Source organism: Nocardia vinacea (genome assembly GCF_035920345.1).
Classification (GTDB): domain Bacteria; phylum Actinomycetota; class Actinomycetes; order Mycobacteriales; family Mycobacteriaceae; genus Nocardia; species Nocardia vinacea_A.
In genome coordinates this window covers 8,455,626-8,475,444 of record NZ_CP109149.1, presented here as the reverse complement: position 1 = coordinate 8,475,444, position 19,819 = coordinate 8,455,626, and the positions used below count along the sequence as shown (strand labels likewise).

Genomic DNA, 19,819 nt, shown 5'->3' with positions numbered 1-19,819 from the left:
CATGACCGAAGAGGAAGGGACGGTCTCCGGCGAGCTCGATGTGACCGTCGATGCGACGGGTAGAGGTCTGGTCCGATATCGCAAAACCGAGACCTGGTACACCATCGGCAATCTCGAGGCGGAACCGCCGCGGACCTGGGCCACCGTCGCCGAGCTGGCGGCCGCCATCGAAGCCACCACCGGAACCCGCGATGCGGCCGGCAATACCGTGCCGTTCGAGGCCTGATCCGGGCTACGGCATGGTGATGACGACCTTCCCGAACGGATTGTCCTCGCGGAAGTAGCGGTAGGCCTCCACCGCTTGGTCGAGCGGAAATGTCCGATCGATGACCGGACGCATGCGGTGTGCGGTGATGGTGCGGTTCATCGCCTCGAAATCGTCCCGGCTGCCGACCGCGATCCGGCGGATCGCGAGATACGGTCCGACGAACGGATTCTCGAATGCTTCTCCCTTCGGCAGTTGCGATGCGCCGATCATGGTGATCATCGCGTTGTAACCGGCGGAGCGCACCGATTTCGACAGGGTGGGCAGTCCGACGGCCTCCACCACATGTTCGACGCCGTGGCCGTCGGTGAGTTCGAGCACCTTCTCGTCCCAGTCGGGCGTCGCGTTGCGGTCGATGGTCTCGTCGGCGCCGAGCTTGTGCAGCCGCTCGGCCTTATCCAGGCCGGAGGTGATCGAAATGACCCGTGCGCCGAGCATTTTCGCGTGCTGCACGGCGAACAGCGCGACGGTACCGCTACCGACGGTCAATACCGTCTGGCCCGCAGACACCGGTACCGGTGTGGTCAGCGCGGCCCATGCGACGACGCCCGCGCAGGTCAGCGTGGCCGCCTCGATATCGGTGAGATGTTCGGGCACATGCACCACCGAATCCTCTTCGATCACCGCGTAGGTGGCGAGCATCCCGTTGTAGTTGGCGCCGTACTGTTCGGCGACATGCGCCAGCCGCTGCGGGCCATTGATGAACCGCACGAAGTACGACGCGGTCACGCGGTCGCCGAGCGTGGCGCGAGTCACGTTGTCGCCCAAGGCGATGACCTCACCGACACCGTCGGACAGCGGAATGATGCCCGGTGTGGCGGGCAGCGGGTAGATGCCGTCCATCAGCATGAGATCGCGCCGGTTCAGCGAGGCCGCACGCACCCTGATGACCACCTGATTCGGTCCCGGCTGCGGCAACTCCTGGTCTCGGACGGTCAAACCCGCGAGGCCATGTAGTGGATCAAGTTGGTAGGCAATGGCTTTCATGATCTGCTTCCTGTGGTAGGCACGAACAGCGCCTCGAAGGGCGCTTCTCCGATACCGGTGGTGATGTGGCCGCGGCCGTCGGTGTCCTCGACATGGACTAAGTCGCCGGGCCCGAATCTGCGCTGAGCACCGTCGGTCGTCGTCACTTCGATTACGCCGCGCAGCATCACGACCCACTGCTGCGCCGGAGCGGGATGTGGTTCGCTGTCGAATTGCGCACTGCGCAAGTAGGTTACGGTTGCCGCCGCCGACATTCCGGCGACGGCCATCGCGGGTACGCCTGCGGCGAGGGTTCGACCGGTCAGTGCGAGTTCGGCATCGACGAATCGGGAGCCGCCGTCCTCGGTGCGCACTATCCGGCTGAACCGCAAGGTCGCTCCGTCGGTCACCGCACGCCTTCGATGAATTGGTGGTCGAAGGTGATGCGGCCCTCGGGGTCGAGGCCGATCACCTCGTAACCGCCGCCCGCGACGGAGCCGTCGGTGCGCGAAATCATCGACCAGGGCAGGCCGATCAGACCGGCGGGCAGCCGGGTCGCGGCGCCTACCTCGAAGGTGTACTCGCCGGGTGCCACGAACATCTCGTAAGCGCGGGACACCCGGGCTTCCATTGCGTCGTGGCCGCGCACTTCCAGAGCGGGGACGGCGAAGTTCAGGTTCGCCGCCGCCTCGCGGATCTCCACCGGTGGGTCGACCAGCGTTTGAGAACCGGCGGGTGCCCAGATCTCCTCGATCATCTTGCGGCGGATCGCCGGATCGGATTCGTTCCATTGGGCCATGTAGCGCTCCGCGAAGCGGATCAGGTCGTTGTCATTCAATTGCTTGCTCATGGCACCGAGTTTTGCGAGAGCGGCGCCGCGGCGCGATTCCCTCCAGGGAATGAAGCCGATGCGGGTGCGGTGATTCCCTTCAGGGAATGGCGCGGACACCGCGGGTCGGATATCACTGGATTCATGACGACAGTGGTGGAGCCGAATCCGTTCGCTCAGCAGTTGCGGCACTGGCGCACGCAGCGACATGTGAGCCAGCTCGATCTGGCGATTCGCGCAGACACCAGCCAGCGCTATCTGAGCTTCCTGGAGCAGGGGCGCTCACGTCCGGGACGCACCATGGTGGTGCGGCTGGCCGAATCGCTGGAGTTGTCGCTGCGCGAGCGCAATGCACTGCTGCTCGCCGCGGGGTATGCCCCGATCTTTCCCGAATCCGATTTGGACACACCGGAATTGGGTCCAGTGCGAGTCGCCTTGGAACGCATTCTCGAAGGCCACCTGCCCTATCCCGCGGTCGTCACCCGCCCATACGGCCGACTGGTCGCCGCCAATGCCGCCTTCGATATCCTCACCGAGGATTCCGCGGCGGAACTGATCACCCCGCCGATCAATGTCCTCCGCCTCGCCCTGCACCCCGACGGCCTGGCACAACGCGTGCTGAATCTGCCCGAATGGGGCCGCCACGTCACCGAAAGCCTGCGCGGCAAGGCCCTGCGCAGCCCCGATCCCCACCTCGACGACTTCATCGCCGAACTCGAAAGCTACCTCCCCGCCGCCACCCCCGGCCCCGACCACCTCGGCTTCGCCGTCCCCCTACGCCTGACCAGCCCCGACGGCGAACTCCGCCTCATCACCACCATCACCAGCTTCGCCACCGCCGTAGACATAACCCTCTCCGAACTCCACCTGGAAGCCTTCCTCCCCGCGGACGACCGAACCGCCGAATTCCTCCGCCGCCGCTCCGAACAGCGCCGAGCACAAGCCAACTAGCGTCTTGTCGCGCCGATGTGAACTCAGCGCCGGAGGCGACGACGCAGCAGCCGTCCTCATCCGGGCAACCGGCGCCCGCGTCAGCACCCGGCCGCTCAGAACCGCGCCGGGGCCGATGCGCCGACAGATCGCGAAGTTTTGGCAACGGCGCGAATCCGACGTGCCCATCTCAACGCGGCTGCACAGCAGCAAGGACCTCCGGTCCACGGGCAGACAACCGCTCTTCGGCGAGACGTGCACCGACCACTGCTCCGATGATCCCGATCGCGATCCCGACCGGCAGGGCAAGCCACAGTACGGCGGTCAGGTCGAGAGCTAGGCCGATGATCAGCACGATCAGGACCGGGATCACCGCGACCAGTTGGCCAAGGCTGGTGGCGACTTGCACCAAAGCCTTTGCGCAGCCTGGATTTCCGGAGGACGCGAAGGGATTTCCGGTACGCGGCGGTAGCGGGTAGGGCGCGGTTACCGACAGGAAAACGGCCGAACCCGCGCCGACGCCGAGCACAGCGAACAGCAGCGACAGCGTCCACGGGTACATCGACCAGCGGCCGAGCGCACCCGGCAAAACCACGGCCAGCAGCACGGACGGCAGGCCGATCACCAACAGCAGGGCCAGCAGTCGCCCCCGCACATCGGCGCGCACCGCGCCGGGCGTCACCAATGTCTGCCAAAGCGCGGTTCCGTCGTAGCCGTAGAGATTGTTGGCCGCCAAGCCCGCGAACCACGCGGCACTCACACCCGCGAACACCGCACCGCCCGAGCCGTTGCCCTGTATTGCCGGAAAGACCGGCAGCAGAGCCCCCACCAGCAGCACGGGCAATAGCGCCGCCCGGCGTCGACTGTCGCGAGACCACGTCCGCAACTCCTTGACCACCACCGCACCCACCGGCCCGGACGTCCGCACCCGACTCAGCAGCATCCCACGCCCGCCCGTGCCGGATATCGAATCCAGCGGCGCGGTCAACCGTCGCCGCAACAGCACCGACCATGCCTGCCACAGCACCGCCGTCAAGGCCAGCAATCCGCCCAACGCGCCAAGCGCCACCAGCCAATCACCGCGCGCAGCTGCCCCCACCGCAACAGGTGCCCACCCGGATGGCAAGGTGCGCAACACATTCGCCAACCACGGTGCCGATTCACGCACCGAATCCACATGATTCAGCAAGAAACTCATCGGGTAATAGGCCAACCCGGCAAGACCGGCGAGCAGCACCCCGAGATCGCGCCCCCTCCGCGAACGCATCGCGGCACCGATCCACGCCAGCACCACCCGCGAGAGCACCACCACGAATATCAACTGCAGCACCACACCGACCAGCGCCACTGCGGCCGCACCCCAACTCAGTTGCGCTGCAAGCACAATCAGTCCGGAGAAGGCGAGCAGATTGATCACCGGCGCGGGCCCGACGAAGGCCGCCGCCAATAACCCGATGGCCAACTGCCGATGACTCAGCGGCAACAGCCGCAGATGTTCGGGCTGCACGGTCTCATCGCTGCTGCCCATCAATACCGGACCGCACAGCCAGCCGAGCGTCCATATCCCGAACCACGCGGCGGCCACCGTGATGCCACCGGCCACATCACCGTCCCGGACCCCGAATCCAACGAGACCCGCTGTGCCGAGCGCGAACACAAGCCCGATGATCACACCGCTGACGAACGTGACACCTTGCCAGCCATTACCCAGCGCACGCTTGGTCAGCAACAACCGCATCCGAATCAGGACGCCAACCACGACAGCCCGTCCTCCCCGCCGACCCGGCCGCCGACCAGATGTACGAACGCCGTCTCCAAGGTGCTGTCGCCGCGCACCTCGTCGAGCGTGCCCGCGGCCACCACCCGCCCGGCGGTGATCACCGCGACCCGATCGCACAGATTCTCCACCAGCGCCATCACATGACTCGAGAGCACCACCGCACCGCCCGCCGCGACGAACCGCTGCAGAATGGTGCGAATCGTGCTCGCCGATACCGGGTCCACGGCCTCGAACGGTTCGTCGAGCACCAGCAGTTTCGGCGCGTGCAGCAGTGCCGTCGCCAATCCGATCTTCTTGCGCATGCCCGCGGAGTAATCGACGACGAGAGTCCGTTCGGCACCGGTCAATTCGAAAACTCCGAGCAATTCCTCGGCACGTTCGGCCACTGTATTCGCGGGCAGTCCGCGCAGTAAACCGGTGTAGGTCAACAGTTCTCGGCCCGTCAGGCGCTCCGGAAGCGCAAGCCCATCCGGCAATACGCCTGCCAAGGTCTTCGCCGCGATCGGATCGGCCCACACATCGACGCCGAAGATCCGCGCCTGTCCGGTGTCCGGCCGTAACAGCCCGCAGGCCATCGACAAGGTGGTCGTCTTGCCCGCACCATTCGGGCCGACCAGCCCGAAGAACGAGCCCGGCGGCACCGTGAGGCCGACATCGTCGACCACCCACGGACCGCCGAATCGCTTATAAAGCCCGGTCAGCTGCAGTGCAGGATCGGTATGCACCATCTATCCCCCCTGGTGTTCGGTTCCCATCTCCTACGTTACGGACGAATCGGCCATCGGGTTCGAAAATCATGCTGCCTGCCCCTGGAAGAGGCAGGCAGCACCAGTCCTACGCCTGCACAGTCGCCAATTCCTGCTGCACCGGCGCATCCCAATCGATCCGATACCGCTGTTCGACACCCATGGTCTTCTCCGGGTTCATCCCTTTGATCAGCAGCGGCATCAGCATGGACATCATCCGGCGGGCCACCGGCCCCGGCGTCTTGCTGTGGTTGATCTTGCGCGCCCGCGCCGCGACACCCTCCACCCGCGGCCGCCGCACCCCTTCATAGGCGGCGAAGGCCGAGGTGTGATCCGGCAGGTCCCGCAGACAGCGCGCCAGCTGCACCGCACTCTCGATGGCCAGCGACGCCCCTTGACCCGAACTATTGGACGGCGCATGCACCGAATCGCCGACCAGCACCATGCGCCCCCGATACCAGGTCGGCACCGGCGGCATAATGTGCAGTGCCCCAGTCGTTTCCAAGGTTTCCGCGGTGGTCCTGCGCGCGAATTCGCCGCCCGGGGTGTCCTCGGCGTAGGTCTCACGCAGGATGGCCAACCAGTGCTCGGCCGGAATCGCGCGCGCCTCGGTCAGCGACAGGTACTCCTTGTGCGGCAGATTCGCACCCCACATGACCTTATTGCCGTCGACGGCTCCGTAGAGGTAGTACGCCTTCTTCCCGAATGCGAAAACCATTGTCTCCGGCTGAATTCCGAAATCACTGTCGAGCATCGCGCCGAATCCGATCATCCCGGTGTACTCCGGTCCCGGATTATCCGGGTCGATGAGACCGCGCACCGTGGATCGAATACCGTCCGCGCCGATCAGCACATCGGCGGTTGCACTACTGCCGTCGGCGAAATACGCGGTGACACCGTCCGCGTCCTCCTCGACGCGCACGAGTCGCTTGTTGTACTCGAAAGGAACGCCGGCGGCGACCGCGTGATCGTGCAGCGTCCGGTGCAATTCGTTGCGGTCGACCATCTTCAACGACGGAACGTCTGGCATTTCGGGCATCCGCAGCACTTTGCCGCCGACCGACAGCTGGGTATGCGATATCGGACTCGCTATCTCACGAACGAGGTCACCGGCACCGACAATGTCGAGGGCGGCAACACCATTCGGTGCCAATGCCAGCCCACTGCCGATGCCGTAGGTAGGACCCGGATAAGCCTCGTAGACGCGAGCGGCAATGCCCGCCTTGTGCAATGCGGTGGCCGTGACGGGTCCGGCGATACCTCCGCCGATAACGATGGCCGTTTCTGTTTTGGACATGGGTGTTCTCCAGTTATGTGCGATACGGGTTTCTTCGAAGCCCGAACCGGCCGTCTCATCGCACACCCAGTTATCCTGTGGTTGCCAGCCTCGAGGCCGGGTGCGTGCATGCGGACGCGGTTCGAGACGGTTACATCGGGCTCGGCGGCGGTGTTGCCGCACCCCGCCGGGCCTGGTCTCTACAAATCACTCCGCCCGGTGCGTACCGGGTCGAGAGCGGGACTATTCCTTCATCCCCCTTTCCACCAACTCCGTGACCTCGGCGGGCGTCATGCCGGAAGCATGCATATGCCGCCAGAGATCGACGCCCGGGAAGTCACCCGCGGCGATCTCGTCACGCAGCGACGCGGCCCATGCCACCTCGGCCTCCAGCATCGCCACACCGTATTCGGCTTCGACGACGAACAGCCGGGGCAGATTGGCGGCCGCGAGTTGATCGAGTTCTCGGCGCGCAGCCTCGATGATGCGACCCAGCGCGTCGATGCGCCGGCCGAGCAACTCGACGACTTCATCCGGCGGCAGTGCCGCCACGACGGAGAGTCCGGCCGTGAACCGATGATGTTCCGGTGCCGGCTCGGCAATCAATTCCCTTGTCCAGTCGGCCATTTCGGCGCGACCGGCATCGGTTATCGCATAGATCGTGCGTTCCGGCCGAGCACCGTCGCGCTCATTGCCGACGACCTCGAGGAAGCCCGCCTTCTCCATGTTCTGCACGACGGTGTACAGCGAGCCCCATTTGATGTCCATATCGCGGTCCTTGCCGCGCTCACGCATCTGCGAGGCGATTTCGTAGCGGTGCATCGGCCGTTCGATGACGGTCGCGAGCACCGCCAGCGCCAGCAGATTGTTCACCTTGCGCTTCGTGGCCATGGACACCTCCTTACTCGTCTACGAATATACGTCGACGAGTATTCGGGCACAAGTACTAGGCTCGGACGGGCTCACGCTCTCTGGTCTCTTCGTCGAGCAGCTTGGCTGCGATGTTCTCCAGGGCCTGATCGAGCAGCGCGCGGTCGGCTGGATCGGCGCAGTCCCAATCGTCGAGCTTGGTGTCGAGCCAGCGCCGCCACGACGCCTGGATCAGATCGACCTCGGTCTGTCCGGTGTCGGTAAGTCGCAGTCCCGCACCGTCTTCGGTGAGATAGCCGCGGCCGATCACCCGGTCGTAGATGGTTCGATGACCTCGTCCGGCACCTTGTGCCGCTGCGCGATCGCATCCACTGTCGCCGTCCCCCGGATACGGATATGCATATAGACCTGCCCCAACGCCCAGGCCTCGCCGCGAGTCAGCCCGCTGCCCGAATCCGCGAGAATGCGCGGACCGATCGGCCCCCGCATTGCGTGTCACTCTTCCCCCGAAACTTACTCCGAAGTAAGGTCGGCTCATGGCGTGGAACCCGAAAGATATGCCCAACCAGAGTGGGCGCACATTCATCGTCACCGGAGCCAACGGCGGCCTCGGCGTCGAGACCACCACGGCGCTGGCGAGCAAGGGCGGCACCGTGATCATGGCCTGCCGCAATGTCGCGAAGGCGCAGCCGATCGCCGACCGGATCGACGGCGACGTCCGGGTCGAGCAACTGGATCTGGCGGATCTGGCATCGGTACGCGAATTCGCCGACAAGACCGGCGAATTCGATGTGCTCATCAATAATGCCGGTCTGATGAACATTCCGTTCTCCCGCACCAAGGACGGGTTCGAAACCCAGTTCGGCGTCAACCACCTCGGACATTTCGCGCTGACCGGGCTGCTGCTGGATCGCCTCCGGGACCGGGTGGTGAGCCTGGCGAGCATCGCGCACAAGCAGACCCCGAAGCTGTGGATCGACGATCTCAACTACGAGAACCGCCGCTACCAGCGCAATCTCGCCTACGCCCAGTCCAAGCTGGCCAACCTGATGTTCGCCCGCGAACTGCAGCGGCGACTGACCGAAGCGGGCTCCGACAAGCGCTCCTACGCGGTGCACCCGGGCGTCTCGGCGACCGACTTGTTCGCCAGAACCGAAACCCCACTGGACCGGATCAGCAAGCCCTTCATCCGCATCATCGGCCATCCCCCGGCCAAGGCCGCCCACTCCACGCTGTTCGCGGCCACCATGCCCGATGCCGACCCCACCACCTACTGGGGTCCGAACCGGTTGTTCCAGAGCCAGGGCCCGGTCGAGCCCTCGCCGTCGAGCAAGCTGTCGAACAATCCGGAACTGCTGCGCCGCCTGTGGGAGGAATCCGAGCGCATGACCGGGATCACCTACAAGTTCTGAGGCCCTACCTGCTCCTACGTACCGTGTAGTAGACGGGTACCGTGGTATGCGTGTCCGCTCCACCTCGCCGCTCGGCACACAATCGCCCGGCCCTCATCGCGCTGGTGATCGTGGCCGCCCTCGCCTGCCTGGCATTGGGATGGTGGCAGTGGGAGCGGTTCGAATCCGCGAGTGGCACCGGTCAGAATCTCGGCTACGCACTGCAGTGGCCGCTGTTCGCCGGGTTCGCGGTCTTCGCGTACTTCCGGTTCGTGCGGCTGGAATCCGAAGCGGATGAGGAGCCGGAAGCCGAACCCGCTCCCGCGAAGGCGCGCCGACCCGCGAAAGTCGATGCGCCGCGCGAGATTCCGGCCGGACTGCTGCCCGAGCGGCCCAAGGCTGCCCGCGACGATGATCCGGTGCTCGCCCAATACAACAAGTATCTGGCCGAGCTGCACGCACAAGATATCGACCAACACGTCCGGGACGCGGGCCTCGCCCACGACACACACAGGAGCGCCGGTTGACCACCAGCGAGAACTCGACCGAATCCGCCGCGACGCTCACACCAGAGCCGACGGCCACAAACGTCGCGAAAATCAAGCCCGCGCTGCTGCGCTACCGCGTGCTCGCCTGGACGACGGGTCTGTGGCTGCTGCTGCTCACCGGTGAAATGATCGCCAAGTACGGCTTCGACATGCACACCCCGAACTGGATCGCGGTCGTGCACGGCTGGGTCTACTTCGTCTACCTACTGGTCACCGCCGACCTCGCGGTCAAGGTGCGCTGGCCGATCCCGCGCACCGTCGGCACCCTGATCGCAGGCACCATCCCGCTGCTGTCCTTCTTCGTCGAACACGTCAACGCGAACAAGGTCAAACAAGACTTCAACCTCTGACCGAGCCCCGGACGCCACCACTTTCCCAGCCCCCGCACCCGTCGCGGGATCCGCACTCGTAGTGGCTTCCGCACCTGTCGCGCGGCCCGCACTCATCGCGAGATCCGCACTCATCGCGAGATCCGCACTCATCGCGGGGCCCGCACTCATCGCGGCCCGCACTCATCGCGGCGCCCGCACCCGTCGCGGGTCCGCACCCGTCGCAGGATCCGCACTCATCGCAAGATCCGCACCCCGTCGCGGGGCCCGCACCCGTCGCAAGATCCGTACCCGTCGAGGCGCCCGCACTCATCGCGGGACCCGCACCCATCGCGGGACCCGCACCCGTCGCGGGACCCGCACCCGTCGCAGGACCCGCACCCGTCGCAGGACCCGCACCCGTCGCAGGACCCGCACCCGTCGCAGGACCCGCACCCGTCGCAGGACCCGCACCCGTCGCAGGACCCGCACCCGTCGCAGGATCCGTACCATCGCAGATGCGCACTCATCGCCGGATCCACACTCATCGCGGGGCCCCAAGGGATCCCGATCAAGGGTGCGGCTGATTCAGGACTCGGTGAGGGCCGCGAGCGCAGGGAGAAGTTGCGTGAGCGCGCGACCGCGGTGGGACACGGCGTCCTTCTCGGCGGGGGTCAGCTGAGCAGCGGTGATATCGCCGCCCGCCGGAATGAACAGCGGGTCGTAGCCGAAACCGCCGTCGCCCATCGGTTTCCGGCCGATCGCACCGGGCCATTCACCGCGCACCACGATCTCGGTGCCGCCGGGCACCACCAGCGCGCAGGTGGAAACGAACTGTGCACCGCGCCGCTCGTCCGGAACGTCACCGAGTTGCGCGAGCAGCAGCGCGTTATTGGCCGCATCATCGCCGTGCATCCCGGACCAGCGCGCGGACAGCACACCGGGCATCCCGTTCAACGCATCCACCGCGATCCCGGAATCGTCTGCGACACAGGGCAATCCGGTGGCAGCGGCACCATCGCGCGCCTTCGCCAGCGCATTCTCCTCGAAGGTGGCGCCGGTCTCGGGCGCCTCGTCGTAGGCGGGCACATCGCCGAGTCCGACGATCTCGATGCCCGCGATACCCGCGTCGGCGAGGATCCGACGCAGTTCGTTCAACTTCTTGGCATTGCGACTAGCGACCAGGACGCGGCGCGACATTACTTCTTCTTCGACTCGGCAGGCTGCGGCAGCACACCCGGATACGGCAGTGCGAGCGCCTCTTTCTGGATGGCGAACAGCCGGTCGCATCCCGCGAGTGCGGAGTCGAGCAGCTTGTCCAGGGTAGAGCGAGGGAAGGTCGCGCCTTCACCGGTGCCCTGGATCTCCACCAGGGTGCCGGTATCGGTGGCGACCACATTCATATCGACCTCGGCGCGCGAATCCTCTTCGTACGGCAGGTCCAACCGCACCCGGCCGTCGACGACGCCGACGCTCACCGCGGCGATCGCACACGAGATCGGCTGCGGGTCGGCCAATCCGCCCGCCGCGCCGAGGTAGGTGACCGCATCCGAGAGCGCGACGTACGCGCCGGTGATGGCCGCGGTCCGGGTGCCACCGTCGGCCTGCAGCACATCGCAGTCGATGGCAATGGTGTTCTCGCCGATGGCCGCCAGGTCGATGCATGCGCGCAGCGACCGGCCGACCAACCGGCTGATCTCCTGGGTGCGCCCGCCGACCTTGCCCTTCACCGATTCCCGCCCGCTGCGGGTGTGCGTGGCCGCGGGCAGCATCGCGTATTCGGCGGTCAGCCAGCCGAGTCCGGAATCGCGACGCCACGGGGGCACGCCCTCGGTGACGCTCGCGGTGCACATCACCCGGGTCTGCCCGAATTCCACCAGCACCGAACCGGCTGGATGCGTGGTGAAGCCACGGGTGATCCGTACCTCGCGGAGCTCATCGTCCGCCCTGCCATCGGCTCGTCTCGACACGCGCCAAGCCTAGTCACATGGCTTACCGCGCGCGGCAACCGGTCAGATGTCGAAGGTTTCGCCCGGTGCGACGGCATGCACCGGTCCGGAGAACTGCGCCTTCGCCTCGGCGATCACGTCTTCGCGGGAGGTCCACGGCGGAATGTGGGTGAGCAGCAACTCTTTCACGCCCGCACGCGCGGCGATAATGCCCGCCTCGGTCCCGGAGAGATGAATGCCCGGGGGCCGGTTGGCCGGATCGTGCGTCCACGACGCCTCCGACATGAGAAGGTCGGCACCCTGCGCGAGTTCGAGAACCGCATCGCACATCGCGGTATCGCCGGTGTAGACGAAGGTCCGCCCGGACGCGGTCGCGATGCGCAGCCCGTACGACTCCGGCGGGTGATACATCCGACGCGCGAGCACCGTATGGCCAGGACCGAATTCGACGGCCTTGCCCTCGACCCACGTCTGGTGATCGATGACGTCTGACCAGTCGTCGCATTCACCGCCGATCTCGGCGGAGGCATTGCCGATGCGCACCGCGCTATCGGACGGACCGCGCACAATTGCCTGCCCCACCGGTGGTGTCGGGTGGTAGCGCCGCCAGACCAGCAGTCCGGGCAGATCCAGGCAGTGATCGGCATGCAGATGCGTGAGGAAGATATCGACCTCACCGGGATCGGCATAGCGCTGCAATGCGCCGAGCACGCCGGGTCCGAAATCGATGACCACCGGCGACATATCCGGCCCGGTCAGTAGGTACCCCGACGCTGGGGAGTCCGGGCCGGACACACTGCCCGAGCACCCGAGGACGGTAAGGCGCATTCCCCCATGCTGCCACGACGAATTCCCGCTCAAGAACCGATCCCCCACATTCCACTGCGAGCCGCGCGACTACGCATTGACTCCGGCTCGATCCTCGCGACGGTTTCGGCGTGCATCACCAGAGAGTACCCAGCCGGCAAGCACTCCACCCATTGCCCCGAAAAGATGCCCCTGCCAAGAGATTCCGGGCTGTCCGGGCAGTACACCCCACAGCACCGACCCGTAAATCGCCAGTACGACCAGGCCGATGCCGATCTGCACGAGATTGCGGGCGAACCAGCCGCGCGAGATCAGGAAGGTCAGCCAGCCGAAGATCAGCGACGACGCGCCGAGGTGCACCGATCCGGTGGCGCCGGTGAGCCAGACGCCGACTCCGGCCACGATCCAGATGATCGCGGTGGCAGCGATCCCCCGCCCGATGCCCGCGAGCAGGGTGATGAAGCCCAGGACGATAACCGGAAGCGTATTGGCGAACAGGTGGTCCCAGCCGTGGTGCAGGACCGGGGCCCAGAGAATGCCCCACAGACCGTCCGCCTCGCGCGGTTCGATGCCGTTGTAATCGAGTTGGTTGTGGTCGAGCTCGTCGACGCCTTCGATGCCGTAGAGCAGTGCGACGAATGCGGTGATGATGATGCCCGCGCGCAACCAGAGCTGTTTGACCGGGGCGAAGCTATTCGGTTTGGCCGGTGTACCGGGAGTCGACGCGCTCGGTTGTCCCAGTTGGGCGCGTAGTGCGGCGATCCGCTCCGGATCGAACGACGAACCGATTCCCGAACCGCCGGTCATCGCAACCTCCTCGTGGAGCGAGGCCCGGACGCCGACGATATGCGACAAGGGACTCGCTCTTTCGAGAGTACCGGGGCGAATCGCGACCAAACGGCCGGTGATACAGACGTGAGCGCTCGAAACTCAGGCCCAGAGCTGGCCGTCGAGGCGTTCCTCGGCCTCTTCGAGAGTCCCGTCGTATGCGCCGGTGGACAGGTACTTCCACCCGCCGTCGGCAACCACGAAGGCGATATCCGCCCGCGTGCCCGCACGCACGCATTTGCGCGCGACACCGAGCGTCGCATGCAGAATCGCGCCGGTCGAAATGCCCGCAAAAATGCCCTCTTCCAACACCAGCTCGCGCGTGCGCTTCACCGCATCGAAGGGACCGACCGAAAAACGAGTGGTCAGCACCGACTCGTCGTATAGCTCGGGAATGAAGCCCTCATCGATATTGCGCAGTCCGTACACGAGTTCGCCGTAGCGCGGTTCGGCCGCGACGATTTCGATGCCGGGCACCTTCTCGCGCAGGAAGCGGCCGGTACCCATGAGCGTGCCGGTGGTGCCAAGACCCGCGACGAAATGCGTGATCTCGGGCAGGTCGGCGAGGATTTCCGGGCCGGTGGTCTCATAGTGCGCCAAGGCATTGGCCGGATTGCCGTACTGGTACAGCATCACCCAGTCCGGATTCTCCGTCGCGATCTGCTTGGCCAGCGCGACCGCCTGATTCGAACCGCCCGCGGCCGGGGAATCGATGATCTCCGCACCGAACATGGTCAGCAGCTGACGCCGCTCGACCGACGTGTTCTCCGGCATCACGCAGACCAACCGGTAGCCCTTGAGCTTGGCCGCCATGGCCAGCGAAATTCCGGTATTTCCGCTGGTCGGCTCCAGGATCGTGCAGCCGGGCGTCAGCAGACCGTCGGCCTCGGCCTGTTCGATCATCCGCAGGGCGGGCCGGTCCTTGATGGAACCGGTCGGGTTGCGGTCCTCGAGCTTGGCCCACAGCCGCACCGGATGGTCACCGTCCCACTGCGGAGACAGGTTGCGCAGCCCGACCAGCGGGGTGTTGCCGAGGGTCGCGATCAGCGATTCGTAGCGCGCCACTGGGTCGATCAGCCTCCGGCGACGGCGGGCAGGATGGTGACGCTCGCGTCCTCGGGCACCTCCGCGTCGAGGCCGCCCGCGAAGCGCACATCTTCGTCGTCGACGTAGATGTTGACGTAGCGGTTGAGCTTGCCGTCCTTGAGCAGCCGCTCCGCGAGGCCCGGATGGTTGGCGTCGAGGTTGTCGATCAGCGCGGACAGGGTCGAGCCCTGCGCGTCGACGCGCTTCTCGCCTCCGGTGAGGCCACGCATGATGGTCGGAATGGACACGGTTACCGGCATGGGGACTCCTCGAATTCGACGAACATGGGACTACTAGACGGTCTCGTACGCATCGACGATCCGGACCGGCTCCTCGGTGACCTCACCGTCCACGATCCGGTAGCTGCGCAGCTCGTGCTGCTCCGGATCGCGGGTGGAGATCAACACATAATGCGCGAACGGCTCGGACGCATAGGAGATATCGGTGCGGCTCGGATAGGCCTCGGTGGCGGTATGCGAGTGGTAGATCACCACCGGGGTCTCGTCGGCATCATCCATCGCCCGCCACACCTTCAGCTGTTCACCGGAATCGAACCGGTAGAAGGTCGGCGAGCGCTCGGCATTGACCATGGCGATGAACCGCTCCGGCCGATTCGAACCCTCCGGACCGGCGATGACGCCGCAGGCCTCGTCCGGGTGATCGGCGCGCGCGTGCGCCACCATCGCCTCCACCAGGTCGGTCCTGATCACCAGCACGAGTCAAACCCTTCCGCATTCGGCATATCCGCTGCCGACATATCGCACCGGACAACGACCCAGAATATTCGGCTATTCCCACCCGCCTGTCGGCCGGTACCCTCCCCGGCGCTGTTGCCAACGCTCCCGCACACTTTCGCGGATTCCGCCCGGCATGTCGCGCGGCGAGTCGATATGCGAGGACGTCCGAGGCTCTGCGGGACCCGCTAGGAGCGCGGGAAGAGGTCCAAGTAGGCGGGGATGTCGGCCACGGAGTGGGCGGTAAGGATCGCGTCGACGATGGCGCGCTCGACGCAGACCGCCGCCGCGGTGCAGACCTCATCGAGCACCAGCAGGTCGGATGGGAAGGCGGGCGGCATCGGGGCGGCGGTGATTTCGGCGGTGCCGGTGGACAGTGCGAAGAGGGTGTCACCGTCGAGGGGTGAGTGTGCGGGGCGGATGGCGCGGGCGAGCCCATCGTGGGCGGTGGTGGCCACGCGCAGGCAACCGGCGGGGTCGAGGGGTGCATCGGTGGCGACCACGCCGATGGTCGTGTTGAGAACGGTGCCCTTGACCGGGAGGGCGTTGGCCACAGCCAGTCTCTCGGGCCTGGCGGGATACAGGCCGAATACGTCGGGGCCCTCGGTGCCGACGCCCCAAGGCAAGCCGGTGCGCGGATCGAAGACCGAGCCGACCGGGTTGGCGACGACCAGCGCCGCCACGGTGACGCCCGCGGCGGCACCCGCACCGAGCACGACGCTCGCGGTCCCCACGCCGCCCTTGATCGAACCGGCCCGCGCACCGACGCCCGCGCCGACGCACCCGCGCTCGAACTCCTCCGCCGCGGCCTCGGCCGCCAGGAAACCGAAATCGGCCGTCGGTCGAATTCGCCAGTCCCCCACCGGAAGATCGAAGATCACCGCGGCGGGGACGATGGGTACCACCCGACTCGGATCGACCGGATCCATCGGTATGCCCTCGTGATGTTCCTCCAGCCAACGCATTACGCCGTCCGCGGCCGCGAGTCCGTAAGCGCTACCACCGGTGAGCAGGATCGAATTCACTTGGCGCACAGTGTTGCCAGGGTCGAGCAGATCGGTTTCCCTGGTCCCCGGCCCGCCGCCGCGCACATCTACCGCGGCGACCGCACCGCCGGGTACGCGCACGACGGTGCAGCCGGTCGCCGCGCCGGAACCCAGCGTCGCATTCGGATCGAGCACATGATGATGCCCGACCAGCAGGCCGGGGACATCGGTGAGCGAATTCCGCTGTCCTGCTTGCACATTCACCGTATGCGCTCCTGAATGCTCGTCACGATCAACCCGGATCGTCAGGGTGCGAGTGCCTGCAACAGGGAATCCTGCATCCATGTCAGCCAGTGATACACATCCAGATGCGGCCCGCGCGGATCATCGGGTTCGAGGTGATCCGGTGTCTCGGCATCGATTCCGAGCACTGTGCCCAATGCCAGCCGCACATCGGTCAGCGCGGTCAGCCAGGCGTCGGCCTGCTCCGGCGTCAGCACGATCTTCCCGCCGTCGGTCGGCACCGTTTTCAGCACCACCGATCCGGCCGCCAATTTGGCATCGATGATCTCCGGCTCGTGCAGGCCGCGCAGCGCACTGTTGAGATCGGCGCGATCGGCGTCGGGAGAGCCCGGTTCACTCCGGTGGAAATCCGGCAGCAGCCGGTGCAGCCGGGGATCGTCGGGCGGGGTCGTATTGCCGCTGTGCAGCCCGGTGAGCTCGGCGAGCTCATCGTCGGGTGCAGACTCGGCCCGCTCGGTCAGCAGGCCGGAAACGGCGCCGACCAGGGACCGCAGTACGCTCGCCTCACGCGCGTCCATTTCGGATCGCAATTTGAGGCCGCTCAGCGAGTTCTTCCGGCTCCACTTACGCACTGACGTCAGGGTAGTCGTACCGGTCAGTCGTCCCGCTGCATGGTCGCCCAGAGCCCCGCGGCGTGCAGCCGTCGCACGTCCTGTTCCATCTTGTCCCGCGAACCCGACGACACCACTGCCTTGCCCTCGTTGTGCACCTTGAGCATCAATTCGGTCGCCTTCGCTTTGCTGTAGCCGAACAGCTTCTGGAAGATGTAGGCGACGTAGTGCATGAGGTTGACCGGATCATCCCAGACGACCGTCACCCACGGACGGTCCTCGGCCTCCAGGATCTCGGTGTATTCGACCGCCTCCGGAGTCGCCTGTGCCGCCGACAGTGTCGCGTTCACTTCGCACAAGGCCATAACACTCAGGGTACGACTCGACTCCGGATACACAACACCCGCGCACCAGGAATCGACAGACACCCCGGCCGCACCGGCCTATCATGCCCGCCACTGCTGTCTACAGTGGCTTGCGTGGAGATGCGCAGCACCGCACTGCTGACCGATCAGTACGAACTGACCATGCTCGCGGCCGCCCTGGGCGACGGCTCGGCGCACCGGCGCTGCACCTTCGAGGTGTTTGCACGACGTTTGCCGAATGGTCGCCGCTACGGCGTTGTCGCGGGCACCGGCCGACTGGTCGACGCGCTGGCGCATTTCCGTTTCGAGGAATCCGAGCTCGCGATCGCGGCCGGTTTCCTGGACTCGAAAATCATCGATTGGCTGCGCGACTACCGCTTCACCGGCGATATCGACGGCTATCCGGAGGGCGAGCTGTATTTCCCGGGCTCCCCGATTCTTTCGGTGCGCGGCAGCTTCGCCGAATGCGTCCTATTGGAGACCCTCGCCCTGTCGATCCTCAATCACGACAGCGCGATCGCCTCGGCCGCCGCCCGCATGGTGAGCGCGGCAGACGGCCGCCGGATGATCGAGATGGGCTCGCGCCGAGCTCACGAACTCGCCGCGCCATCCTGCTCGCGCGCCGCATATCTGGCCGGCTTCGACGCCACCTCCAATCTGGAGGCCGTGCGCCGCTTCGGCGTGCCCGGCGCAGGGACCAGCGCGCATGCGTTCACCCTGCTGCACAGCGCCGCGGACGGTGCGCACGAGGCGGCCGCGTTCCGCAGTCAGATCGAGGCGCTCGGCATCGGCACCACACTGCTGGTCGACACCTTCGACATCACCCAGGGGGTCGCGACCGCGATCGAGATCGCCGGACCCGAATTGGGCGGTGTACGTATCGATTCCGGTGATCTCGGTGTACTGGCCAGGCAGGTGCGCGACCAACTCGACGGACTCGGCGCGACCAAGACCCGCATCGTGGTCTCCGGCGATCTGGACGAGTACGCGATCGCCGCACTGCGCGCCGAACCGGTGGACGCCTATGGGGTCGGGACGTCGCTGGTCACCGGATCCGGGGCGCCTACCGCCGGAATGGTCTACAAGCTGGTCGAGGTGGACGGACTGCCGGTCGCGAAACGCAGCAGCCACAAGGAGTCGCGCGGCGGCACCAAGAAGGCGATTCGACTGTCCCGCCGGACCGGCACCCTGGTCGAGGAGATCGTCTACCCGGCCGCCGGAAGCCAGCCCGCCGCAAACGGATTCGAGGTTCGCGAACTGCTGACACCGCTGGTGCGCGGTGGCGAACCGGTCGATGGGCTGCCCACCCTCGCGGACAGTCGCAAGTTGGTGGCGCGCGGGTTGGTCAGCCTGCCGTGGGAGGGCCTGAAACTGTCGGCTGGGGAGCCTGCGATTCCGACGACGTTTGTGAATTGACCCGAGCCGCGGCGTTGCGTCGGTTCGCCCATTCCACGATGGCTACGGCTACCAGCACGACCAGGACGCCCCTGAGCGCCAGCCGTACCCAGTCGACGACCTCGTCGGGTCGGTCGCCGAGCAGAAAGGCGACGGCGAGATAGGCCGTATAGCCGATGAAGAGTGCGATCGAAATTCTGACGGTGCTGCTCACGTGGACCTCCGGGTGTTCGTAGCCCGCCCGATCGATCAGGCGGCACAATGTAATCCACAGACAGGTGCCGAGTGTTTACCCCTCGGCGCTCAGATCGTGGGAAAGTGAGGTCGACATGAACCGAGCGTTGATCATCGTCGACGTGCAGAACGATTTCTGCGAGGGCGGATCGCTGGCCGTCACCGGCGGGGCCACGGTCGCCCGGCGCATCACCGGCTACCTGAACTCCGCGCATTACAGTGCGGTCGTCGCCACCCGCGACTACCACATCGATCCCGGCGGCCATTTCTCCGAACATCCCGATTATGTGGACACCTGGCCGCCGCACTGCCGAGTCGGCACCTCCGGCGCGGATTTCCACCCCGCCCTGAATACCGAGCAGATCCAGGAGATCTTCTCCAAGGGCCAATACTCCGCCGCCTATTCGGGTTTCGAAGGCGCCACCGAGGATGGCACCGGCCTCGCGGACTGGCTGCGGGAGCGCGCCATCGATGAACTCGACATCGTCGGCATCGCCACCGACCACTGCGTCCGCGCGACCGCACTGGACGCCCGCATCGAAGGTTTCGACACCAGGGTGCTGCTGGACTTCACCGCGGGCGTCGCACCCGACTCGACCACCGCCGCACTCGATCGCATGCGCGCGGCCGGAGTGGATATCGAGGGTTCGGTCGTTCGCTGACGCAGACCGC

General features: G+C 66.1%; 26 protein-coding genes. 7 read left to right on the top strand and 19 right to left on the bottom strand.

What is annotated here, in order from left to right; all coding sequences use genetic code 11:
* Position 1 precedes the first annotated feature (1 nt).
* Positions 2–226 (top strand): hypothetical protein, encoded by a 225-nt coding sequence (locus tag OIE68_RS38455; protein ID WP_327095801.1) that lies wholly within the window; start codon positions 2–4, stop codon positions 224–226.
* Between the two features lie 6 nt (positions 227–232).
* Here the strand turns inward: OIE68_RS38455 and OIE68_RS38450 are convergent, their stop codons facing one another.
* The 3 genes from OIE68_RS38450 to OIE68_RS38440 are packed head-to-tail and all read right to left on the bottom strand — an operon-like array spanning position 233 to position 2,081.
* Positions 233–1,252, bottom strand: coding sequence for an NAD(P)-dependent alcohol dehydrogenase (locus OIE68_RS38450; RefSeq protein WP_327095800.1), 1,020 nt, complete (start codon positions 1,250–1,252; stop codon positions 233–235).
* The gene (locus OIE68_RS38445) at positions 1,249–1,641 is read right to left on the bottom strand and encodes a cupin domain-containing protein (RefSeq protein WP_327095799.1); all 393 of its coding nucleotides are present in this window, start codon (positions 1,639–1,641) and stop codon (positions 1,249–1,251) included. The genes OIE68_RS38450 and OIE68_RS38445 overlap by 4 nt, the downstream gene beginning before the upstream one ends.
* The gene (locus OIE68_RS38440; protein WP_327095798.1) at positions 1,638–2,081 is read right to left on the bottom strand and encodes a hypothetical protein; all 444 of its coding nucleotides are present in this window, start codon (positions 2,079–2,081) and stop codon (positions 1,638–1,640) included. The genes OIE68_RS38445 and OIE68_RS38440 overlap by 4 nt, the downstream gene beginning before the upstream one ends.
* 123 nt (positions 2,082–2,204) lie before the next feature.
* Here OIE68_RS38440 and OIE68_RS38435 point away from each other — a divergent pair, with 123 nt between their 5' ends.
* On the top strand, positions 2,205–3,011 hold the full coding sequence (locus OIE68_RS38435) for a helix-turn-helix transcriptional regulator (RefSeq protein ID WP_327095797.1): 807 nt from the start codon (positions 2,205–2,207) through the stop codon (positions 3,009–3,011).
* 169 nt (positions 3,012–3,180) lie between these two features.
* On the opposite strand, the gene OIE68_RS38430 is transcribed toward OIE68_RS38435, so the two are convergent.
* The 6 genes from OIE68_RS38430 to OIE68_RS38405 form a co-directional block, all read right to left on the bottom strand.
* Complete coding sequence (locus OIE68_RS38430; protein WP_327095796.1) at positions 3,181–4,749, bottom strand: hypothetical protein; 1,569 nt, start codon at positions 4,747–4,749, stop codon at positions 3,181–3,183.
* A complete protein-coding gene (locus OIE68_RS38425; protein WP_327095795.1) occupies positions 4,734–5,498 on the bottom strand; it encodes an ABC transporter ATP-binding protein in 765 nt (254 codons plus the stop codon). The genes OIE68_RS38430 and OIE68_RS38425 overlap by 16 nt, the downstream gene beginning before the upstream one ends.
* A 106-nt stretch (positions 5,499–5,604) precedes the next feature.
* The gene (locus OIE68_RS38420) at positions 5,605–6,813 is read right to left on the bottom strand and encodes an FAD-dependent oxidoreductase (protein ID WP_327095794.1); all 1,209 of its coding nucleotides are present in this window, start codon (positions 6,811–6,813) and stop codon (positions 5,605–5,607) included.
* A gap of 222 nt (positions 6,814–7,035) precedes the next feature.
* On the bottom strand, positions 7,036–7,683 hold the full coding sequence (locus OIE68_RS38415; RefSeq protein WP_327095793.1) for a PadR family transcriptional regulator: 648 nt from the start codon (positions 7,681–7,683) through the stop codon (positions 7,036–7,038).
* A 55-nt stretch (positions 7,684–7,738) separates the two neighbouring features.
* Positions 7,739–7,972, bottom strand: a complete 234-nt coding sequence (locus OIE68_RS38410) for a hypothetical protein (protein ID WP_327095792.1) — start codon at positions 7,970–7,972, stop codon at positions 7,739–7,741.
* Entirely contained in the window at positions 7,969–8,151 is a 183-nt protein-coding gene (locus tag OIE68_RS38405) for a hypothetical protein (protein ID WP_327095791.1), read from the bottom strand. The genes OIE68_RS38410 and OIE68_RS38405 overlap by 4 nt, the downstream gene beginning before the upstream one ends.
* Positions 8,152–8,198: 47 nt before the next feature.
* Between OIE68_RS38405 and OIE68_RS38400 the strand changes: the two genes are divergently transcribed.
* The 3 genes from OIE68_RS38400 to OIE68_RS38390 all read left to right on the top strand — a co-directional run bounded on the left by OIE68_RS38400 (position 8,199) and on the right by OIE68_RS38390 (position 9,951).
* Complete coding sequence (locus OIE68_RS38400) at positions 8,199–9,074, top strand: oxidoreductase (RefSeq protein WP_327095790.1); 876 nt, start codon at positions 8,199–8,201, stop codon at positions 9,072–9,074.
* A gap of 50 nt (positions 9,075–9,124) precedes the next feature.
* Positions 9,125–9,580: a transcriptional regulator gene (locus tag OIE68_RS38395; protein ID WP_327095789.1), complete on the top strand. Its 456-nt coding sequence runs from the start codon at positions 9,125–9,127 to the stop codon at positions 9,578–9,580.
* Between the two features lie 71 nt (positions 9,581–9,651).
* The gene (locus tag OIE68_RS38390; RefSeq protein WP_327101974.1) at positions 9,652–9,951 is read left to right on the top strand and encodes a DUF3817 domain-containing protein; all 300 of its coding nucleotides are present in this window, start codon (positions 9,652–9,654) and stop codon (positions 9,949–9,951) included.
* Positions 9,952–10,497: 546 nt separating this feature from the next.
* On the opposite strand, the gene rdgB is transcribed toward OIE68_RS38390, so the two are convergent.
* The 10 genes from rdgB to clpS all read right to left on the bottom strand — a co-directional run bounded on the left by rdgB (position 10,498) and on the right by clpS (position 17,518).
* Complete coding sequence (rdgB, locus tag OIE68_RS38385) at positions 10,498–11,109, bottom strand: RdgB/HAM1 family non-canonical purine NTP pyrophosphatase (RefSeq protein ID WP_327095788.1); 612 nt, start codon at positions 11,107–11,109, stop codon at positions 10,498–10,500.
* Positions 11,109–11,879, bottom strand: a complete 771-nt coding sequence (gene rph, locus OIE68_RS38380; RefSeq protein WP_040687192.1) for a ribonuclease PH — start codon at positions 11,877–11,879, stop codon at positions 11,109–11,111. The genes rdgB and rph overlap by 1 nt, the downstream gene beginning before the upstream one ends.
* A gap of 42 nt (positions 11,880–11,921) precedes the next feature.
* Positions 11,922–12,686 carry a cyclic nucleotide-degrading phosphodiesterase gene (locus tag OIE68_RS38375; protein WP_327095787.1) on the bottom strand — a complete coding sequence of 255 codons (765 nt, stop codon included), beginning with the start codon at positions 12,684–12,686 and terminating at the stop codon, positions 11,922–11,924.
* Positions 12,687–12,755: 69 nt separating this feature from the next.
* Positions 12,756–13,472: a rhomboid family intramembrane serine protease gene (locus OIE68_RS38370; RefSeq protein WP_327095786.1), complete on the bottom strand. Its 717-nt coding sequence runs from the start codon at positions 13,470–13,472 to the stop codon at positions 12,756–12,758.
* A 123-nt stretch (positions 13,473–13,595) separates the two neighbouring features.
* The gene (locus tag OIE68_RS38365; protein ID WP_327095785.1) at positions 13,596–14,558 is read right to left on the bottom strand and encodes a cysteine synthase; all 963 of its coding nucleotides are present in this window, start codon (positions 14,556–14,558) and stop codon (positions 13,596–13,598) included.
* A gap of 8 nt (positions 14,559–14,566) precedes the next feature.
* Complete coding sequence (locus tag OIE68_RS38360) at positions 14,567–14,839, bottom strand: MoaD/ThiS family protein (RefSeq protein WP_327095784.1); 273 nt, start codon at positions 14,837–14,839, stop codon at positions 14,567–14,569.
* A gap of 33 nt (positions 14,840–14,872) precedes the next feature.
* On the bottom strand, positions 14,873–15,295 hold the full coding sequence (locus OIE68_RS38355) for a M67 family metallopeptidase (protein WP_327095783.1): 423 nt from the start codon (positions 15,293–15,295) through the stop codon (positions 14,873–14,875).
* 206 nt (positions 15,296–15,501) lie between these two features.
* Positions 15,502–16,563: a P1 family peptidase gene (locus OIE68_RS38350; RefSeq protein WP_327095782.1), complete on the bottom strand. Its 1,062-nt coding sequence runs from the start codon at positions 16,561–16,563 to the stop codon at positions 15,502–15,504.
* Positions 16,564–16,604: 41 nt separating this feature from the next.
* Complete coding sequence (locus OIE68_RS38345; RefSeq protein ID WP_327095781.1) at positions 16,605–17,174, bottom strand: DUF2017 domain-containing protein; 570 nt, start codon at positions 17,172–17,174, stop codon at positions 16,605–16,607.
* Positions 17,175–17,197: 23 nt separating this feature from the next.
* On the bottom strand, positions 17,198–17,518 hold the full coding sequence (gene clpS / locus OIE68_RS38340) for an ATP-dependent Clp protease adapter ClpS (RefSeq protein ID WP_040687186.1): 321 nt from the start codon (positions 17,516–17,518) through the stop codon (positions 17,198–17,200).
* Positions 17,519–17,638: 120 nt separating this feature from the next.
* Between clpS and OIE68_RS38335 the strand changes: the two genes are divergently transcribed.
* Both OIE68_RS38335 and OIE68_RS38330 read left to right on the top strand, forming a co-directional pair.
* The gene (locus tag OIE68_RS38335; protein ID WP_327101973.1) at positions 17,639–18,934 is read left to right on the top strand and encodes a nicotinate phosphoribosyltransferase; all 1,296 of its coding nucleotides are present in this window, start codon (positions 17,639–17,641) and stop codon (positions 18,932–18,934) included.
* A gap of 308 nt (positions 18,935–19,242) precedes the next feature.
* Complete coding sequence (locus OIE68_RS38330) at positions 19,243–19,809, top strand: nicotinamidase (RefSeq protein ID WP_327095780.1); 567 nt, start codon at positions 19,243–19,245, stop codon at positions 19,807–19,809.
* Positions 19,810–19,819: the final 10 nt, after the last annotated feature.